The sequence below is a fragment of the Paenibacillus sepulcri genome (genome assembly GCF_042647105.1).
GTDB lineage: Bacteria > Bacillota > Bacilli > Paenibacillales > Paenibacillaceae > Paenibacillus_Z > Paenibacillus_Z sepulcri.
In genome coordinates, this window is the sequence record NZ_JBHRUP010000002.1 from 13,609 (window position 1) to 30,808 (window position 17,200).

Consider the following 17,200-nt stretch of genomic DNA (forward strand, 5'->3'; position numbering starts at 1 on the left):
CTGCATTCCCATATAGGGCGGATGGGTACGAAGCAAGAAAAAACGGAGGTGTGCGAGCAGTGGGCTGCATTGTGCTGAACCATGTGGAGAAACGCTACGGCAAGGACAAATTATATGCCGTGAAGGATTTTAATCTGGAGATCGAGGACGGGGAATTTCTCGTTATGGTCGGTCCGTCCGGATGCGGGAAATCGACGACATTAAGGATGATCGCGGGACTTGAGGACATATCCTCGGGCGAAATCTTTATCGGGGACAGGCTGGTCAATCATTTGCCGTCGAAGGATCGCGATATTGCGATGGTGTTCCAGAACTATGCGCTGTATCCGAATATGAATGTCTATGAGAATATCGCGTTCAGTCTGCGCATGCGCAAGCTGCCCAAGCATGAGATCGATCTGGCGGTCAAGAAAGCGGCGCGTACGCTTGAAATCGAAAATTTTCTCGGGCGCAAGCCGAAGGAGCTGTCCGGCGGCCAGCGCCAGCGCGTCGCGCTTGGCCGGGCGATTGTGCGCAGCCCGCAGGTTTTTCTGATGGATGAGCCGCTCTCCAATCTCGATGCGAAGCTGAGGGTGCAGATGCGGACCGAGCTGATCAAGCTGCATAAGCAGCTCGGCGTCACGACGGTATATGTGACGCATGATCAGGTCGAAGCGATGACGATGGGCAGCCGCATCGTCGTGATGAAGGACGGCATCGTTCAGCAGGTCGATACGCCGCAAAAGATTTACTTAAATCCGGCAAATATGTTCGTGGCCGGATTCATGGGCAGCCCTCCGATCAATTTCATCGAAGGGAAGCTGCTTGAGAGTCCGGAAGGCCTGCTGGAATTTCATACGAAGCAGTATGCGCTCGCCATCCCGGCAAGCCAGTCGAACAGGCTGATCGAGAAGCGAAAAGTCAACCGGGTCGTCACGATCGGCATCCGCAGCGAGCATGTGCATCTGGACCCGGCCTACCGCGATGCGCACCCGCGCTCGCAAATTCCAGGCAGCCATAAAATCAGCGAGTTTATGGGAGCTGATCTCTTTTTGTATGCGGATATCGGGGCATCCAATCTGTTCATCGCACGCGCTGATCTCGATCAGTCCTATGATGATAACGAGAAAGTAACGCTTACTCTGGATCTGCGGAAAGCGCTTTATTTCGATACCGATACAGGTGAAAATTTAATGCAGTAACGATTAGCATGTGGAGGGATGCAAGTTGAAAACGTTGTTGCGTTTTCGGGCAGGGATCGTGATCATGCTGTTCCTGCTTCTGTTATTCGGCTCAGCCATTGACGGTTACGCCGGATCGCCGGATCTGTCCGGCGAGAACACCGCCGCTTCCGGCGATCCGGATGCGGAGTCTCCGGAACCGGACATTGCCCGGTCCGATGCCGGAGCTAACCCTGCTTCAGGGGATGCCGGCTCAGCGCTTGCGGCGGCGGATGCCCCGGAGCCATATTATATCGAACTGCTGGAGCAGTGGAAGCAGAAGGGAATCGTTGCCGGGCAGAGCGGAACGATTGCCATACCGGGTACCGATTATTCGGGACAATCGGAGCAGGCGAAGGTTGCAGCAGGCTCCTTCGAGAACAAGGACGATGTTCTCATCTGGAGCGCCGTGTCCGACGAATGGATTGAATATGAGGTAGACATTGCGCAGGATGGGCTGTATGCGATCGATGTATCCTACCATCCGTTCATCGGCGAAAAATACCGCAAGCCGATTACGCTTGGTCTGACCTTCGATCATGTCAGCCCGTATCTGGAGTCAAGGTCCGTGCAGCTCTACCGGCAATGGCAGGACCAGATGCCAGCGAAAAAGGATGACTACGGCGATGAAATCCGACCGCCGTCGATCGATGTCAGCGGGTGGAAGACGGAGCCGTTAAGAGATTCGGGAGGCTCCTACGAAAGCCCGCTGCTGTGGCATTTGACCGCGGGGAAGCATATTATGCGGCTCTCGGGCAGCGATCCGGTGGCAATCGAGAAGATTGAGCTGCATGCGCCGCTCAAAATTGACGATTACAAGACGGTCAGAAGCAAACAGCCGGAGAATGCGGCATCGCCCTCCGGTGATTCCATTGTCATAGAAGCGGAACAGGCGTCCTGGAAGAACGACTCCTCCATTCCGCTCGCCTACGACAACAATATTTCGTCCACTCCTTACGAGAGAGGCAAGATGGTCTATAACGTCATCAACGGAGAGCGCTGGTCGACAGGCAATCAGGAGATTACGTGGACCTTCGATGTTCCGGAAAGCGGCATGTACAAAATCGCCATGCGCGCCCAGCAGTCCTATTCGTCGAACCGCTCCACGTTCAGGACTATCTCCGTTAACGGACAGGTGCCGTTCTCGGAGCTTGCGGCTTACCGGTTCCCTTATGCGACCGGCTGGCAGGGTATTACGCTTGAGGACGAGGAGGGAGCGCCGTTTGAATTTGCGCTGAACAAAGGTACGAATACGCTGACGATGCGTGTGACACAGGCTCCGCTCAAGCCGCTTCTGGTCGAGCTGGAGAATATCATATCCGATATGAAGGAACGGGGATTGGATATCCAGGCGCTGACCGGCGGCACTGTGGACGCGAACCGGACCTGGAATGTTGAACGCGACCTGCCAGGGTTTGTCGGCCAATTCGGGGAGCTGTACGACCGTCTTGCCGGAGTCCAGCAGAGCCTTGTGGCTGTGAACGGCCGTTCCGATGCGGTAACGCAGGGGATCGTCACGGTCGTGAAGGATTTGAAGGAGCTTCTTGCCAATATCAATCGTGTTCCTTATGAAGCGGATAAGCTGGTGAATATGGAGGGCAAGCTGGCCGATTATCTGCAGCAGCTCAATGCTCAGCCGCTCCAGCTCGACCGGATCTATGTTGTGCCGTCAGGCAAGAAGATCCCGAGAATGACCTCGACCTTCTTCCAGGAGCTCAAAGGTTCCATTTCCGATTTTCTGTATACGTTCAAACCCAAATCGGAGCTGAGCAGCGTGGACGACGGAGTGCTGAACGTCTGGGTGCAGCGGGGAAGGGACTACGTCAATCTGATACAGCAGCTGACCGATGAAATGTTTACGGCGGAGACCGGAATCAAGGTGAAGGTTAACCTGCTTCCCGATTCCGATCTGCTTGTCCTGATGAACGCCGCCGGAATCGCGCCCGACGTGGCGCTCGGATTGTCGCAGGATCTGCCGTTCGAATACGCCCTGCGGGGCGGATTGTACAATCTTGCCCAATTTCCGGACTTCAATCAGCTTTATGAGCGCTTTGCTCCCGGTACGTGGATACCGTTCTATTACAACGGAGGTTATTACGGCGTCCCGGAAACGCAAACCTTCGAAATGCTCTATTACCGCAAGGATATTCTGGACCGGCTGGGACTGAAGGTTCCCGGCACTTGGGAGGAAGTTTACAAGATGCTGCCTACGCTGCAGCAAAACAACATGAATATGCCTCCGGTGCCTTATACCCCGTTCTTCTACCAGAACGGCGCCGAATTCTTCACGCCGGACGGATTGAAGACGGCTTTATCGTCGCAGAAGGGATTCCAGGGCTTCAAGGAATGGACGGATTTGTACAACGTCCATGCCGCAGACCAGTCGCTGGCCAGCTTCTTCCAGGGCTTCCGCAGCGGAACGGTGCCTATGGGGATTTCCGATATTACCACCTATATTCAATTGATGGTGGCAGCACCGGAATTGAATGGTCTCTGGGGAATAGCGCCGGTTCCCGGCGTCAAGCAGGAGGATGGCACGATCACCCGCTGGATGAGCGGGGGCGTGCAGAGCGGCGTTATTTTCAAAAACTCGAAAAAGGCCGAGGAAGGCTGGGAATTCCTGAAATGGTGGACCTCTGCTGCCGTTCAGGAGCGGTTCGGGAACGATATCGAAACGCTCAACGGCGTGACCTTCCGGTGGAATACTTCCAATATCGAAGCCTTTATGTCGCTGCCCTGGAAGCCGGAGGATGTCGACAGCATTCTGGAGCAGTGGAGATGGTTCAAGGAGGTGCCGAATGTGCCCGGTTCCTATTATTTGGCCCGCGAGCTTCAGAACGCATGGAACCGGACGGTGCTGGACGGGATCAACTCCCGCAGCTCGCTGGAGACGGCGATCAAGGAGATCGAGCGGGAAATGACGCGGAAGCTTGCGGAGTTCAAGTTCATCGACGGCAGCGGCAAGGCCGTCCATTCCTTGAACCTGCCGGCCGTAACAGAGCCGTGGAAAGGAGTGGAGCCGTATGTTAAAGGCGGAAGCAAGTAAGGCGGGTCTCTCTCAGACTGCCGTTCAGGAGATGATGCGGAAGAACAAGACGTTCTTCGCCACCGTATGGTCCTACCGCGTCTCCTATTTGTTCATTGCGCCGTTCATGATCTGCTTCACCGTATTTATCATGATTCCGGTCGCGGCGGCCTTCGGGCTCAGCTTTACGTATTTCAACTCCCTGGAGCCTCCCCGGTTTGTCGGGTGGGACAATTTCCGCTATATGATTTCGCAGGATTTGCTCTTTATCAAATTTGCGCTGCCCAATACGTTCAAGTTCTCTGTGATCGTCGGACCGGGGGGCTATATAGCCGCCTTTATGCTTGCCTGGCTGATCTCGATCCTGCCGGGCAGATCCCGCAAATGGTTCGCGCTGGCGATGTACTCCCCGTCCCTGACGGGGGGCGTCGCCATGGCGATCGTCTGGCAGCCGATGCTGACCGGGGACCGCATCGGATACCTGAACAGCTTCCTGCTCAAGCTCGGGCTGATCGGCGAGCCGCAGCTGTGGGTGACGAGCAAGGAATATCTGATGACCTCGATGATCGGCGTGACGCTGTGGTCCAGCATGGGGATCGGATTTCTCGCTATGCTGGCCGGGATCCTGAATGTGAATGCCGAGCTGTACGAGGCAGGGAAGCTGGATGGAATTAAAAGCCGTCTGGAGGAAATATGGTACATTACGATTCCTTCCATGAAGCCGCAAATGCTGTTCGGCGCGGTCATGGCCATTGTCGGCACATTCAAGGCCGGCGGAATCGGCACACAGCTGTCCGGCATGAATCCGACGCCGGAGTATTCGGGGCATTTGATCGTCAACCACATTAACGATTACGGGTTCATCCGCATGGAGCTTGGGTACGCCACGGCGTTATCCGTCTTTCTTCTGTTTATGATGTATCTGGCCAACAAATTTTGCTGGAGATTGTTCGGCACCAAGGAGGATGAATGATGAAACAAGCTGCGGCCTGGAATTTGCGGCTGTGGAAGAGACGCCCGAAGCATTTTCGCCTGAGTCCGACGGAGAAAATTTCGGCGTTCCTTCTTGTCCTTCTCAGCATTTTCATGCTGATGCCGCTTGTCTATATTTTCAATAATGCCCTAAAGCCCTATCAGGAGCTGTTCATCTATCCGCCAACGCTGTGGGTGCGCAACCCTTCGTTTCAAAACTTCATCGAGCTGTGGGCGATTACGAAAAATTCGGCTATCCCGATGTCGCGATACATCTTCAACAGCGTATTTGTAGCCGTGCTCACGGTTATTCTTGTGACAGGTGTCAGCGCCATGTGCGCTTATCCGATTTCCAAGCATAAATTTCCGGGACATAAGATTGTCTTCGGCGCCATTCTGCTCACCCTCTTGTTCGCACCGGAAACCGTGGCCATTCCGCGCTATCTGGTTGTCAGCAAACTGGGTATCATGAACACTTATTTCGGCCATTTGCTGCCGATGGTGGCGGTGCCTGTCGGCGTCTTCCTCATGAAGCAGTTCATCGACCAGCTCCCGAACGAGCTGCTCGATTCGGCCAAGATGGATGGGGCAAGGGAGTTTACCATCTTCCTGAAAATCGTCATTCCGATCTGCATGCCGGCAGTCGCGACAATCAGCATTATCGCTTTCCAGGACGCCTGGGGAAATACGGAGACATCAAGCCTCTTCATGCAGGACGAGACGATGAAGACCTTTCCTTTCTTTATTTCGACGCTGACCTCCAACATGGCCAACAATGTGGCCAGACAGGGAGCGGCGACAGCGGCGGCGCTGATCATGTTCCTGCCGAATTTGATTATTTTCCTGCTCTTCCAGAGCAAGGTTATTGCCACCATGGCTCATTCGGGCATCAAGTGACAAGAAGTATACGGAGGTCTAAAGCATGAATAACAAACGCGGCAGGCTGTGGTCGGCCCTTATACTGATCATGCTGAGCGCCGCATTATTGCCGGCAACGGCTTACGCCAATGTGAAATACGCCACGTTTACGAAGAACAGTGCAGGAAGCCTGGTCTGGCTGCAGCCGGCCTACATCCCGATCGATGTGATCGGAGAAGATCTGTACCTTGCCGATCCGCAGGACCCGTCCGTCAGAACGGTATCGTCCATGCAGCATCCCAAGGACATCTATATCGATTCAGACGATCAAATCTTTATTGCCGACACGGGCAACAACCGGATCGTTCATCTGGACAGGGACGGAAAGCTTATCCGCTACATCACGGTTCCGGAGAGCCCGCTGAACAAGCCCGAAGGGGTGTTTGTGACCGAGGCTGGCGACATATTCATTGCCGATACGGGCAACCGCAGAATCGTCAAGCTGGACAATAACGGGAAGATGGTCCAGGAGATCGCCAAGCCTTCTTCGCCCTTTATCTCCGACACCTTCGTATTCACTCCCGTGAAGCTGATCGTCGATGAACGCGGCTTTCTGTACGTCGCTTCGCAGGGCAGCTACGAAGGGCTGCTGGTGCTGGATCCAGACGGCAGTCTGCAGGGATATTTCGGAACGAACCAGACCGTGCTGTCCGCCCTGGATGCCTTGAAGCGATGGCTGTATACCGAGGAAATGTATGCGAGAGAAGTGCAGAAAAGGCCGGAAACGATCAACAGTCTGGCCACCGACGGCAGCGGATTCATCTATACCGTCACCGGAGGCGCAATTTCGGGCAATCAATTGAAGAAGCTGAATTCGCGCGGGGATAATATGCTTCGCAGCTCCCAGGGCTCGTTCGGAGAATTCCGTGCGGCCGATACGCGGGATTTGGCGCCGACCGCTCTGAAGACGCCTCAGCTGATTGACGTGGCTGTGGACAGCGACGGAAATATTGCCGTGGTCGATCAGCAATTCAAGTATATCAGCCACTACGACAGCAACGGGAACCTGCTTTATTTCTGGGGCGGGCCGTCATCGGCGGGAACCTCCCAGATCGGGCTCATGAAGAGTCCGGCAGCGCTCGACTTCAACTCCAGGAACGAGCTGTATGTGCTGGATGACCAGGAAAATATTATTCAGAAATTCCGGATGTCGGAATTTGGCGGCAAGGTCATTCAAGCGAACAAGCTGACCTTGTCCGGCTTCTATACGGAGAGCGAGCAGCTGTGGAGGGAAGTGCTGCGGATGAATGCCGAATTTCCTCCGGCGATCGAAGGCCTGGCGCAGGCAGCCTTCAAGAAGGAGCAGTATATTGAAGCGGGAAAATTATTCAAGGCAGTCGGCAACCAGGAAGGATATTCCGAGTCGTTCTGGCAAACGCGCCTGCAGTGGTTCCAGAAAAACTTCTCGTGGATTGCCAGCATCATCCTGATAGGCTTCCTGCTGATGGTTGGGCTGGAGAAATGGCCGGTAACGAGAAGGCTGCGGGCGAAGTGGCGCAGCCGGGAACGCTCGCGCAACCCGCTCATTACGCATTTCAAGCATGCCTTCTATATCCTGCGCCATCCGGTCGACGGCTTTACCGCCATCCGCTATGAGGGCAAGGGCACCTATTGGAGCGCCGCCATTCTCATTGCCGGCACCTATTCGGCGCTGCTGATCCGCGAATACGTGACCAGCTTCTCTTTTCAGCTCACAGCTTTCGTCAATGTCTATACGGTGTTCACCCAATTCTTCATCGTATGGATCACCTGGGTCATCGCCAATTATCTGGTCAGCTCGATCTACCGGGGCGAAGGCCGGTTCAGAGATATTTTTATCGGCAGCGCTTATGCGCTCGTCCCCTACATTCTGATCGGCATTCCGCTCGCTTTCCTGTCGAATGCGATGACCTTATCCGAATCGTCCATTTATCATTTCATCTCCCAGGGTCTGGTCATCTGGATCGGTCTGCTCATGTTCTGGAATACGCAGTGGATCCACAATTACAGCGTGGGGGAAACGCTGATCAATATTTTCCTGACGCTCGTTACGATGATTGTAATCGGCATTCTGCTCTTCATTACGCTTGGCTTGACAAGTGACTTTATATCATTCCTTTATGAAATTTATCAGGAGGTGTCGCTAAGATGATGGGGCTTAAAGCGCTGTCGGGCAAGCGGAGCTTGTTCGCCATCCTCATTGCCGTCCTTATTGCGGCCTTCATCCTGTACGCTTCGGCCCGCGTCAAGATTGAATGGGGGCTGGCTGCGCCAACCGTGGCGGTGCCGACGGATACGGCGGCGGGAACCGCTCAGGCCAAGCCGCCCGTATTGCCGGAGCAGGACGGGTTCGAGCTGGCGGCGGAGACGGATGTTTTACGTCTTAAGATGAACCGGGCTACCGGACATTTTATTGTGGAGGACAAGCGAAGCAATGAAGAGTACTACTCGTATCCCGATCCGGAATATTGGTCGGAGGAGAAGGTGTCGAGCACGTGGAAGCAGCATTTGTCTTCACCTTTCATGCTTCAATACGCGGACTTCTCGGAGCCGATCGTAAATCCGAAGGATATGAGCTTCTCGCCGGGAATCGACCGGATTGATAATCTCGAATTGATTCCCGGAGGATTCCAGCTCACGTATGTGCTGCCTGAGGCGGGTTTTGCGATTCCGGTGCAGGTCACGATTGAGGGCGATTACGTCCAGACGAAGATTGTAAGGGAGGGCATTAAAGAAGACCACCTGGGTCTCATCTGGATCCGGCTGTTCCCCTTCTTCGGCGCAGTCCATACGGACGGCCGGGAAGGCTATATGCTCATTCCCGACGGAACGGGGGCGCTAATCAAATTCAAAGACAATACGTTGAACGTCAATAAGGTCTATGACGAGAGCGTGTATGGGGCGGATATGGTCTATAACGGATTGGACAACAACCGGAATCCGGTCGCCATGCCTGTCTTCGGAATGAAATCGGATGACAAGGGGTTCGTCGCCGTCCTTCACGAGGGCGAAGAATATGCCAATATCGTGGCGTCGCCGGCCGGGGTGTTCAGCGGCTATAACTGGATCGCCCCTCAGATGAATTACCGGTCCAGCTTCCTGCAATATACCAGGAGGAACAATGCCGAGGATACGGGCTTTGTCGATTTCAACAAGGACGAGCTGTTTGGAAGCGACCGCGTAGTCCGGTATTACATCCTCGGCAAGGGCAGCACGGATTATGTCGGCATGGCCGCAAGATACCGCCAGTATTTAATGGAAGAGAAGGGACTTGCGAAGACCGAGGCCGGGAAGTCAGGCGTACCGCTCCATGTTACCGTTATCGGCGGGGACCAGGAGAAGGGAACCTTGACCAACCGCTATATTAAAGGAACCACCACGCTTGAAGCGGAGCAGATGCTTAAGTCTCTGCATGACAAGGGGATCGGAAATATGTCCGTCACGTATTCGGGATGGCAGCAGGGCGGCTACAGCGAATTTGGACGGACGCTGCCGGTCGATCCGGCCATCGGCGGCGGCGACGGGATGAAGAAGTTTGTCGACTACGCCCACAGTCTTGGGGCTCCGGTATACCTGGACACCGAATACGGCTTGAACAATACAGGTGCGGGAGGCTTCGAGAAGAAATTCGCCGGCGTGGCGAATCTTGCCGGCCAGAATATCGATGTCCGCATGCTCTACAACACCGACAGCATATCTGCCGTCAGCGACAAATTCGCCATGAAATCCATGAACGATGATCTGGCGGATTACAGGAAGCTGGGTGTGGACGGCCTTGTCGTCAACAGGATCGGAAGTGAGCTGTACAGCGACTACAACACCCAGTATGGCTCATCCCGGGACGAAGCGAGGGACGTGCAGACCGATATTTTGAAGTCCATTCAGGACAATTTGGGCGGTGTTGAGGGAGTCAGCTCGAATTTCTACGCATTGCCTTACGTGCATCATATTCAGAACATGGTCTCGGATTATTCCTATGATCTGTTCTCCGATGAGGCGGTTCCTTTCGCGCAAATTGCGACGCATGGCCTGATTACCTATTCATTCGATTATTCGAATAACCGCGACGAGAATATCAACGGCTTTCTGCGCGAAATCGAATACGGCTCCGTTCCCTCTTATGTGTTCACCCATGCGGAAACAAGCGATTTTCTGAATGCGTACGGCATCCGTTTCTACAGCACGAAGTTTTCCGACTGGGCATCGGTCGCGGCGGAGGAATACAAGCGGTTCAACGAAGCGCTGGGAGATGTGCAGAACCTCTTCATCGTAGGCCACAGATCGCTTGCGCCGAACGTGAAGGAAACGACCTACGAGAACGGCAAGCGGATTATCGTCAATTATAATACGGAGCCGTTCCGCAGCGGAAATGTGGACGTCCCGGCGCAAAACTTCATTGTCATGGAAGGAGGCGCGGCAGGCCGATGAACCGGAGAATCAAGCTTAAGGCGACTTTGATGGAATATGTGGACGGCACGATTTTTATAGCTCCCTGGTTTATCGGGTTCCTGTTGTTTATGGCCTTCCCCCTCGGCTTCTCCCTGTATATGAGCTTCCGCAAGGTGATGGTGGTGGCAACAGGGATCACAAGTTCCAGCGTGGGCCTGAAAAATTACAAAACGATACTGCTGGAGGACGGCAGTCTCCTGTATAACGATTTGATCCCTTTCCTGCAGAAAACCTTGTTCATGGTGCCCATCATCGTTATTTTCGCGCTGCTGATCGCGATTATGCTGAACCAGAAATTCGCCGGACGCTCGCTGTTCCGGGCCATTTTCTTTCTTCCTGTCATTCTGTCGACGGGGCAGGTCGTCAGCGAGCTCCTGACGCAGGGCGAGGGCGGTCTCGGCTTTATGTCCAAATACAATGTTTCGGGTCTGATCAGCGGGAACCTGTCTTCCACCTGGTCGACTCCGCTCTTGTGGATACTCAGCTCGTTCGTGCTGATTTTGTGGTATTCCGGGGTCCAGATTCTGATTTTTCTGGGCGGCCGGCAGACCATCTCCAATTCGGCCTACGAAGCGGCACGCATCGACGGGGCCGGCCCCTGGGCGACATTCTGGAAAATTACGCTTCCGGCCATGACGCCGTTTATTTTCCTGAATATGATCTATACGGTCGTCGATCTGTTCACTTTTCCCACCAACCCGATCATCATGCAGGTCCGCGACAGCGAATACGGGCAGTACAGTGCGCTGATCTGGATTTACTTCATTATTATCAGCTTCTTTCTGGCTATTATTTTCCTGTTCTTCAGCAGAGCAACCAGGTCGCAGCGGCGGTCCGTATAAACATGCCTGCAAAAAAACGAATTGAAGAGGTGAGACAAGATGGAGAAAATATTGGCCAAAATCGCTCTGCGAACAAAACGCCCGGACGCATCCTCCTTCCTGAACCGGCTGACCAGGATCCGTTATTTGATTTTCGGCAGAGAAGCGGATAAAGGTCTGATTTACAAAGCGTTTATTTATCTCATTCTGATCGACGCTGCCTATATCTACTTGAAGCCCGTCCTGCACATGGTGACAACGATGGTCAAGAACGGGTCGGATCTGCTGGATCCCTCGGTGAACTGGATACCCAATGCCATCTACCTTGGCAATTTGCAGGAGGCGTGGACGTGGCTGAAATATCCGCAGGCGCTGGGCTTGAGCATGCTGCTATCCTGCTCCGTGGCGCTGCTGCAGACATGCTCCTGCGCGGTCGCGGGTTATGCCTTCGCCAGGCTTAAAGTGCCTTTCAAATCGGTCTTGTTCTTCTTTCTGCTGCTGACGTTCATCGTTCCCCTCCAGCTGACGGTCCTGCCCAATCTGGTTTTTGCCAGAGTGACGGGGGTCCTGGATACGATCATTCCGATTATCGTTCCCGCGATTTTCGGGCTGGGGCTTAAGGGAGCGCTGTTTGTCATCATCTACCGGCAGTTCTTCTCCACCCAGCCCAAGGAGCTGGAGGAAGCGGCGAGAATCGACGGGGCAAACGTATACAAGGTCTTCCTCAGGGTCATGCTGCCCTTGGCCAAGCCGGCCATTCTCGTCGTATTCCTGTTCTCCTTCGTCTGGACATGGAATGATTTCTACCTGCCCAGCATGTATCTGTCCAATGTGGAAACCCCGCCCCTGTCCCTCGGGATATCGCGCATCGCCACCATGCTCCGGGATCAGGCTGAGCTCAGCGGGCCTTCGATCTTCACTGAACCGATCAGTATGGCGACGACGTTCCTTATGATCCTGCCGCCGATCGTGCTGTATATGTTCGCGCAGCGCTGGTTCATTGAAGGGGTTGAGAGAACGGGGCTTGTGGAATAAGCGATTGTTGAGAAATATCGCCTATAAAGGTGAAATAATCCGCCTACAAGCAGGAAGCGCTTTCGCGATAAATTAGAAGGGCAGTGGAAGGAAGTGGAATTCCAAGCGGGCACGAAATTTACCAGTCAGGGGGAGGATAAATGAAAACAGCTGCGGGGCCGCGTCATGAAGGCCCGCTGGTAAGAGCGGAGGGAATCACCAAGGTGTTCGGACACGGAACCGGTGCGGTGACCGTTCTGCAGGGAGCAAGCCTTGCGATCCGGCCGCAGAGTCTTGTGGCGATCAAAGGAAGGTCGGGCTCGGGCAAGACGACGCTCCTGAATATATTGGGAGCGCTTGACCGGCCGACGGAAGGAGCGGTGTATTACGGGGATGCGGAAATCGGCGGGCTGTCCGAGCACAAACGCAACAAGCTGCGACGCAGCAAAATCGGGCTGATTTTCCAATCGTTCGCTCTTGTGCCGATGATGTCCGCTTATGAGAATGTGGAGTTCGCCCTGCGCATTGCGGGCATTCCCGCCGCCAGCCACCGGAGTTATGCGGTCGAGGCGCTTGAACTGGTGGGGCTCAAGGACCGGATGAGGCACCGGCCGTTCGAAATGTCGGGAGGCGAGCAGCAGCGGGTCGCCATTGCAAGGGCCATCGCCCATAAGCCTTCGCTTATTCTGTCGGATGAACCGACGGCGGAGCTCGACAGCCGAATGGGTCTTCAGGTCATGAGGGTTTTTACGGATCTGGTCAAGCACGAGGGAATGACGATTATAATGACGACGCATGACGCTGCCATTATGGAAATCGTCGATCATGTCTATGCATTGGAGGATGGTCGCATTGTCGATTAGAGGAAACCGGCTTCGAGCCGTACTCGGCGTGTTCGTCGTCAGCTTGTGCCTGTCGGGCTGTTCGCTGATTCCGGCCGAAGAACAGGTGCTCAAGCCGCCGCTTGCCAAGCCCGTCAAGCAGAATCTCGAAACGGCGGATGTGGCGCAAGGCGATATCGTCAAACAAATTACGGGAGTGGCGACCTTCGTTTCGGACAAAATGGACTATCTGTTCTTCAGGGAGTCCGGCGGCAGATTATCGCAAATAAATGTCAGTTCGGGCAAAACGGTAAAGGCGGGCGATATTCTGCTGTCCACGGAAACAGACGAACTGGAAGCGAAGGTGCAGCTGCAGGAAATCGCCATTGAGAAAATCAAGATTGAACTGGAGCAGGCGACCGCAGCAAACGGGGCGAAGGATCCGTCGGTCCGGACCATTACGCTTGATCTGAAGAGCGCCCAAATCCAGATGGATCTGCTTCGCAAGCAGCTTCAGAATACAAGACTCGTATCTACCGTCAGCGGTCTTGTCACGTATATCGAACCGATGGAGCTTGGGGAACAGGTTACCGCCTACAAGAAATTGGTGACGATTTCCGATCCGGGCAAGATGAAGCTCGTGTATGAGGCGTCTGACCGCGGCAATTTGGCGGGGGTACAGATCAATATGAACGTCAGCGTCAAGATCAAGGACAAAACCTATCAGGGAAAAGTGGTGCAAATCCCGGCGACGGCGCCAAAAAACGATAATGAAGCGATCGAAGCCCGCAATGCCAAATCGGTTCTCATCGATGTGGCCGGGCTGCCATCGGACGTGAACATCGGCGACCAGGCGGACATCACCATCGTCACGGAAAACAGGGATGCGGTATTGATTATTCCAAGATCGGGCCTCCGTACCTACATGGAGCGCGATTATGTGCAGGTGCTGGAAGGGGAAAGCCGCAAAGAGATCGATGTGGAGAAGGGTATTGTTACCGATACGCAGGTGGAAATCAGAAAAGGCCTGACGAAAGGGCAGAAGGTGATTCTGGGGGGCTGAAGCAATGGCGTTATTGATCATGATCCTGCGCAAAATGGTCAGCAATAAATGGCTGGAGCTCAGCCTGCTGCTCGGCCTTGTCTTATCCGTCGCCTTGACCAGCAGCATGCCGATCTATACGAGCGCCATTCTGCAGCGGATGCTGAGCCAGCAGCTGCGGAATCTGCAGACGGACAGCGGGCAGTATCCAGGCACTTACTGGCTGACCGCGAGCGGCCCGGATGCACAGCAGGGCTCCGGCTATCGGGCTACCGACGATTATATGAAAGACAAGGCTGGTGCAAGCTTTGGCATACCGGTGCAGCAATTTGTCCGCGAACGGTCGACCGAGGTGTACAGCTTCCTGCCCTCCGATACCGCGAAAATGGATGTCAACAAGCTGCGCTGGGCAAATTTCACCGCGATAAGCGATGCCGGGAGCCACAGCCGGCTTGTGGACGGACGGATGCCGAAGGATGAGCCCGTCGATGGCGTATATGAGGCGCTTGTCGTACCGGATGCGCTGTCCGAGATGAACCTTGTTCTCGGCAATGTCTTTACGATCAGGGATGACAAGGTCAAGCAGAGCATCCGCGTGAAGCCGGTCGGCGTCATCGAACCGAAGGATGCCGGGGATTTGTTCTGGTACAACACATCGAGCAGCTACAAGAGCAGCTTTCTGATCGGTCTTGATCTGTTCGACCGGGAATTTACGGCCGGGGGCAAGCTGGCGATCAAGGCGAGCTACTGGTATTTCGCTCTCGACTACACGAAGATGACGCTGCGGTCCATGAACGATTTCATTGCCGGCAACCGGTCGATAAGCGCCCATATGGCGGGGAATTATGAGAGCTATTCCAAGAATGTTCCCGCGTTGACGACCTTGAATCAGTACAAGGAGAAGCAGGCGAAGCTGAGGATACTGCTTTGGTCGCTGAATGTGCCCGTTTTTCTGATGCTCGGCTTCTATCTGTACATGGTGGCGAACCTGATAACGGACCGGCAGAAGACGGAGATCGCCGTACTGCGCAGCCGGGGAGCCAGCCGCACGCAAATCATATTAAGCTACACGGCCGAAGGGCTGGTGCTCGGGGTGATTGCCTTTCTCATTGGACCGTATCTGGGCGTCCTGATCACCCGGGTATTGGGCGCATCCAGCGGGTTTCTGGAATTCGTGCAGCGCGCCAGGCTGGACGCCTCGGTCAACCGGGAGGCGTTCGGATACGCCTCGCTCGCCGTAATCGCCTCCCTGCTGATGACACTGCTCCCGGTGCTGCTCGCGACCCGCTTCTCGATCGTGGCGCATAAACAGCAGCAGTCGCAGGCCAACAAGCCGTCGTTCTGGCACAAATACTTCATTGATATCATACTGATCGGCATTTCGCTATATGGTCTGCAGAGCTACGAAACGCGGCTGAGCCGTCTGCTTGCCTCCGGGATCAACACCTCCGATTTGAGCGTCGATCCGCTGCTGTTTCTCATTCCGGCGTTTTTCGTGCTGGGGCTGGGCCTTGCGCTGCTGCGGCTTTATCCATGGCTGATCAAGCTGATTTATCTGATCGGCCGGCGGTGGTGGCCGGCGTCGCTGTATTACACGCTGATCCAGATCGGCCGCACGTCCGCTTCCTTCAAGTTTATTATGGTATTTCTGATCATTACAATCGCGACCGGCATTTTCAGCGCGAGCGCAAACCGCACCATCAACAAAAATGTGGCGGATAAAATCAATTACGGGACCGGGGCCGATATGGCTCTGCAGATCCGTTGGGAGAACGACGCGCCTCCCATTCTGTTATCCGGGATGACGGATAACGAGGAGGGGGAAGAGGGGGGATCGCCCGAAAGCGCCGCATCGGCTGCGGCGCCGCAAAAGACGCAGTACAGCGAGCCTTCTTTTCTCCCCTTCACCCAAATACCGGGCGTGGAGCATGCGGCGAAGGTGTTTATCAAGAAGGAAGTCTCTTATTATACGCAGGAGAAGGGACGAGGCGACGCCAATCCGCAGCGTAGGGAACAGGATAAGGTCGAAATGATGGGGATCGACACCTATGAATTCGGTCAAACCGGGTGGATGAGAGACGGTCTGCTCGACTATTCCTTCAGCTCATATCTGAATCTGATTGCCTCTGATCCGTCTGCCGTGCTTATTTCCCGCTCCATGGCGGAGCAGCACGGCGTGCAGCCGGGAGATCTCATTCAACTTGGCTGGTATGGCGTGGAAGCCGTTGATTTCATCGTATACGGCATCGTCGATTACTGGCCGTCCTGGAATCCCGGCGCGGGCGCCCAGACGCAGACGGCTGCAGAGGACGGCGATTCCAACCAATCCGGCAGGCCGAATCTCGTCATTGGGAATCTGTCCTATATCCAGAACAGTCTTGGGCTTGAGCCCTATGAGGTATGGCTGAGGCTGAAGCCGGGGACTTCAAGCGAAACCGTGTACAACGACGTTGTGGATAAAGGCTATGATATCCTCTCCCTGCGGGATGCCAATCAGGAGCGGATCCAGGAGCTTAATGACCCTTTCCAGCTTGCCATCAACGGCGTGATGACGCTTGATTTTATGATTTCGATCGTCATTACGTTTCTCGGATTTCTGCTCTATTGGGTGCTTTCGCTTCTCTCGCGGACGCTGCAATTCGGCATTTTGCGGGCGATGGGAATCTCATATTTCCAGCTGATCGGCATGCTGATCGTCGAACAGCTGCTGATTTCGGGTGCGGCTATCGGAATGGGGATGCTGAGCGGCAATGTGACGAGCCGCTTGTTTGTGCGGCTGTTCGAAATGTCCTTCGATCCCAAGACGCAGGTGCTGCCGTTTGAAGTGACCTTCGATGCGCGCGATCAGCTGCGGCTGTATGCCATTGTTACAGGAATGGTGATCATCGGTATTTTCATCCTTGGGTATACCGTGTCCCGCATCCGGATTCACCAGGCAGTCAAACTGGGGGAGGATTGAA

11 protein-coding genes are annotated in these 17,200 nt (G+C 54.7%); all 11 read left to right on the forward strand.

Annotated elements, in window-relative coordinates:
- Nucleotides 1-59 precede the first annotated feature (59 nt).
- Complete coding sequence (locus ACFOLF_RS35275; protein WP_210045965.1) at nt 60-1,181, forward strand: ABC transporter ATP-binding protein; 1,122 nt, start codon at nt 60-62, stop codon at nt 1,179-1,181.
- A 25-nt stretch (nt 1,182-1,206) separates the two neighbouring features.
- Nucleotides 1,207-4,245, forward strand: coding sequence for an extracellular solute-binding protein (locus ACFOLF_RS35280; RefSeq protein WP_379113239.1), 3,039 nt, complete (start codon nt 1,207-1,209; stop codon nt 4,243-4,245).
- A 31-nt stretch (nt 4,246-4,276) separates the two neighbouring features.
- The gene (locus ACFOLF_RS35285; RefSeq protein WP_379113273.1) at nt 4,277-5,197 is read left to right on the forward strand and encodes a carbohydrate ABC transporter permease; all 921 of its coding nucleotides are present in this window, start codon (nt 4,277-4,279) and stop codon (nt 5,195-5,197) included.
- Nucleotides 5,194-6,093: a carbohydrate ABC transporter permease gene (locus tag ACFOLF_RS35290; RefSeq protein ID WP_379113237.1), complete on the forward strand. Its 900-nt coding sequence runs from the start codon at nt 5,194-5,196 to the stop codon at nt 6,091-6,093. The genes ACFOLF_RS35285 and ACFOLF_RS35290 overlap by 4 nt, the downstream gene beginning before the upstream one ends.
- 25 nt (nt 6,094-6,118) lie before the next feature.
- Nucleotides 6,119-8,245: a YIP1 family protein gene (locus tag ACFOLF_RS35295; protein WP_210045963.1), complete on the forward strand. Its 2,127-nt coding sequence runs from the start codon at nt 6,119-6,121 to the stop codon at nt 8,243-8,245.
- Nucleotides 8,242-10,521 (forward strand): DUF5696 domain-containing protein, encoded by a 2,280-nt coding sequence (locus ACFOLF_RS35300; RefSeq protein WP_379113235.1) that lies wholly within the window; start codon nt 8,242-8,244, stop codon nt 10,519-10,521. Before ACFOLF_RS35295 ends, ACFOLF_RS35300 begins: the two co-directional genes overlap by 4 nt.
- The gene (locus tag ACFOLF_RS35305; RefSeq protein ID WP_210045962.1) at nt 10,518-11,384 is read left to right on the forward strand and encodes a carbohydrate ABC transporter permease; all 867 of its coding nucleotides are present in this window, start codon (nt 10,518-10,520) and stop codon (nt 11,382-11,384) included. The genes ACFOLF_RS35300 and ACFOLF_RS35305 overlap by 4 nt, the downstream gene beginning before the upstream one ends.
- A 39-nt stretch (nt 11,385-11,423) precedes the next feature.
- A complete protein-coding gene (locus tag ACFOLF_RS35310) occupies nt 11,424-12,398 on the forward strand; it encodes a carbohydrate ABC transporter permease (protein WP_210045961.1) in 975 nt (324 codons plus the stop codon).
- A gap of 140 nt (nt 12,399-12,538) precedes the next feature.
- Nucleotides 12,539-13,240, forward strand: coding sequence for an ABC transporter ATP-binding protein (locus ACFOLF_RS35315; protein WP_210045960.1), 702 nt, complete (start codon nt 12,539-12,541; stop codon nt 13,238-13,240).
- The gene (locus ACFOLF_RS35320) at nt 13,230-14,261 is read left to right on the forward strand and encodes an efflux RND transporter periplasmic adaptor subunit (protein ID WP_379113233.1); all 1,032 of its coding nucleotides are present in this window, start codon (nt 13,230-13,232) and stop codon (nt 14,259-14,261) included. Before ACFOLF_RS35315 ends, ACFOLF_RS35320 begins: the two co-directional genes overlap by 11 nt.
- A gap of 4 nt (nt 14,262-14,265) precedes the next feature.
- Nucleotides 14,266-17,199, forward strand: coding sequence for an ABC transporter permease (locus ACFOLF_RS35325; RefSeq protein ID WP_210045959.1), 2,934 nt, complete (start codon nt 14,266-14,268; stop codon nt 17,197-17,199).
- Nucleotide 17,200: the final 1 nt, after the last annotated feature.

Coding starts and splice junctions, on each gene's coding strand:
- ACFOLF_RS35285 (WP_379113273.1), top strand. CDS start 4,277: ATGATGCGGAAGAACAAGACGTTCTTCGCCACCGTATGGTCCTACCGC.
- ACFOLF_RS35290 (WP_379113237.1), top strand. CDS start 5,194: ATGATGAAACAAGCTGCGGCCTGGAATTTGCGGCTGTGGAAGAGACGC.
- ACFOLF_RS35295 (WP_210045963.1), top strand. CDS start 6,119: ATGAATAACAAACGCGGCAGGCTGTGGTCGGCCCTTATACTGATCATG.
- ACFOLF_RS35300 (WP_379113235.1), top strand. CDS start 8,242: ATGATGGGGCTTAAAGCGCTGTCGGGCAAGCGGAGCTTGTTCGCCATC.
- ACFOLF_RS35305 (WP_210045962.1), top strand. CDS start 10,518: ATGAACCGGAGAATCAAGCTTAAGGCGACTTTGATGGAATATGTGGAC.
- ACFOLF_RS35310 (WP_210045961.1), top strand. CDS start 11,424: ATGGAGAAAATATTGGCCAAAATCGCTCTGCGAACAAAACGCCCGGAC.
- ACFOLF_RS35315 (WP_210045960.1), top strand. CDS start 12,539: ATGAAAACAGCTGCGGGGCCGCGTCATGAAGGCCCGCTGGTAAGAGCG.
- ACFOLF_RS35325 (WP_210045959.1), top strand. CDS start 14,266: ATGGCGTTATTGATCATGATCCTGCGCAAAATGGTCAGCAATAAATGG.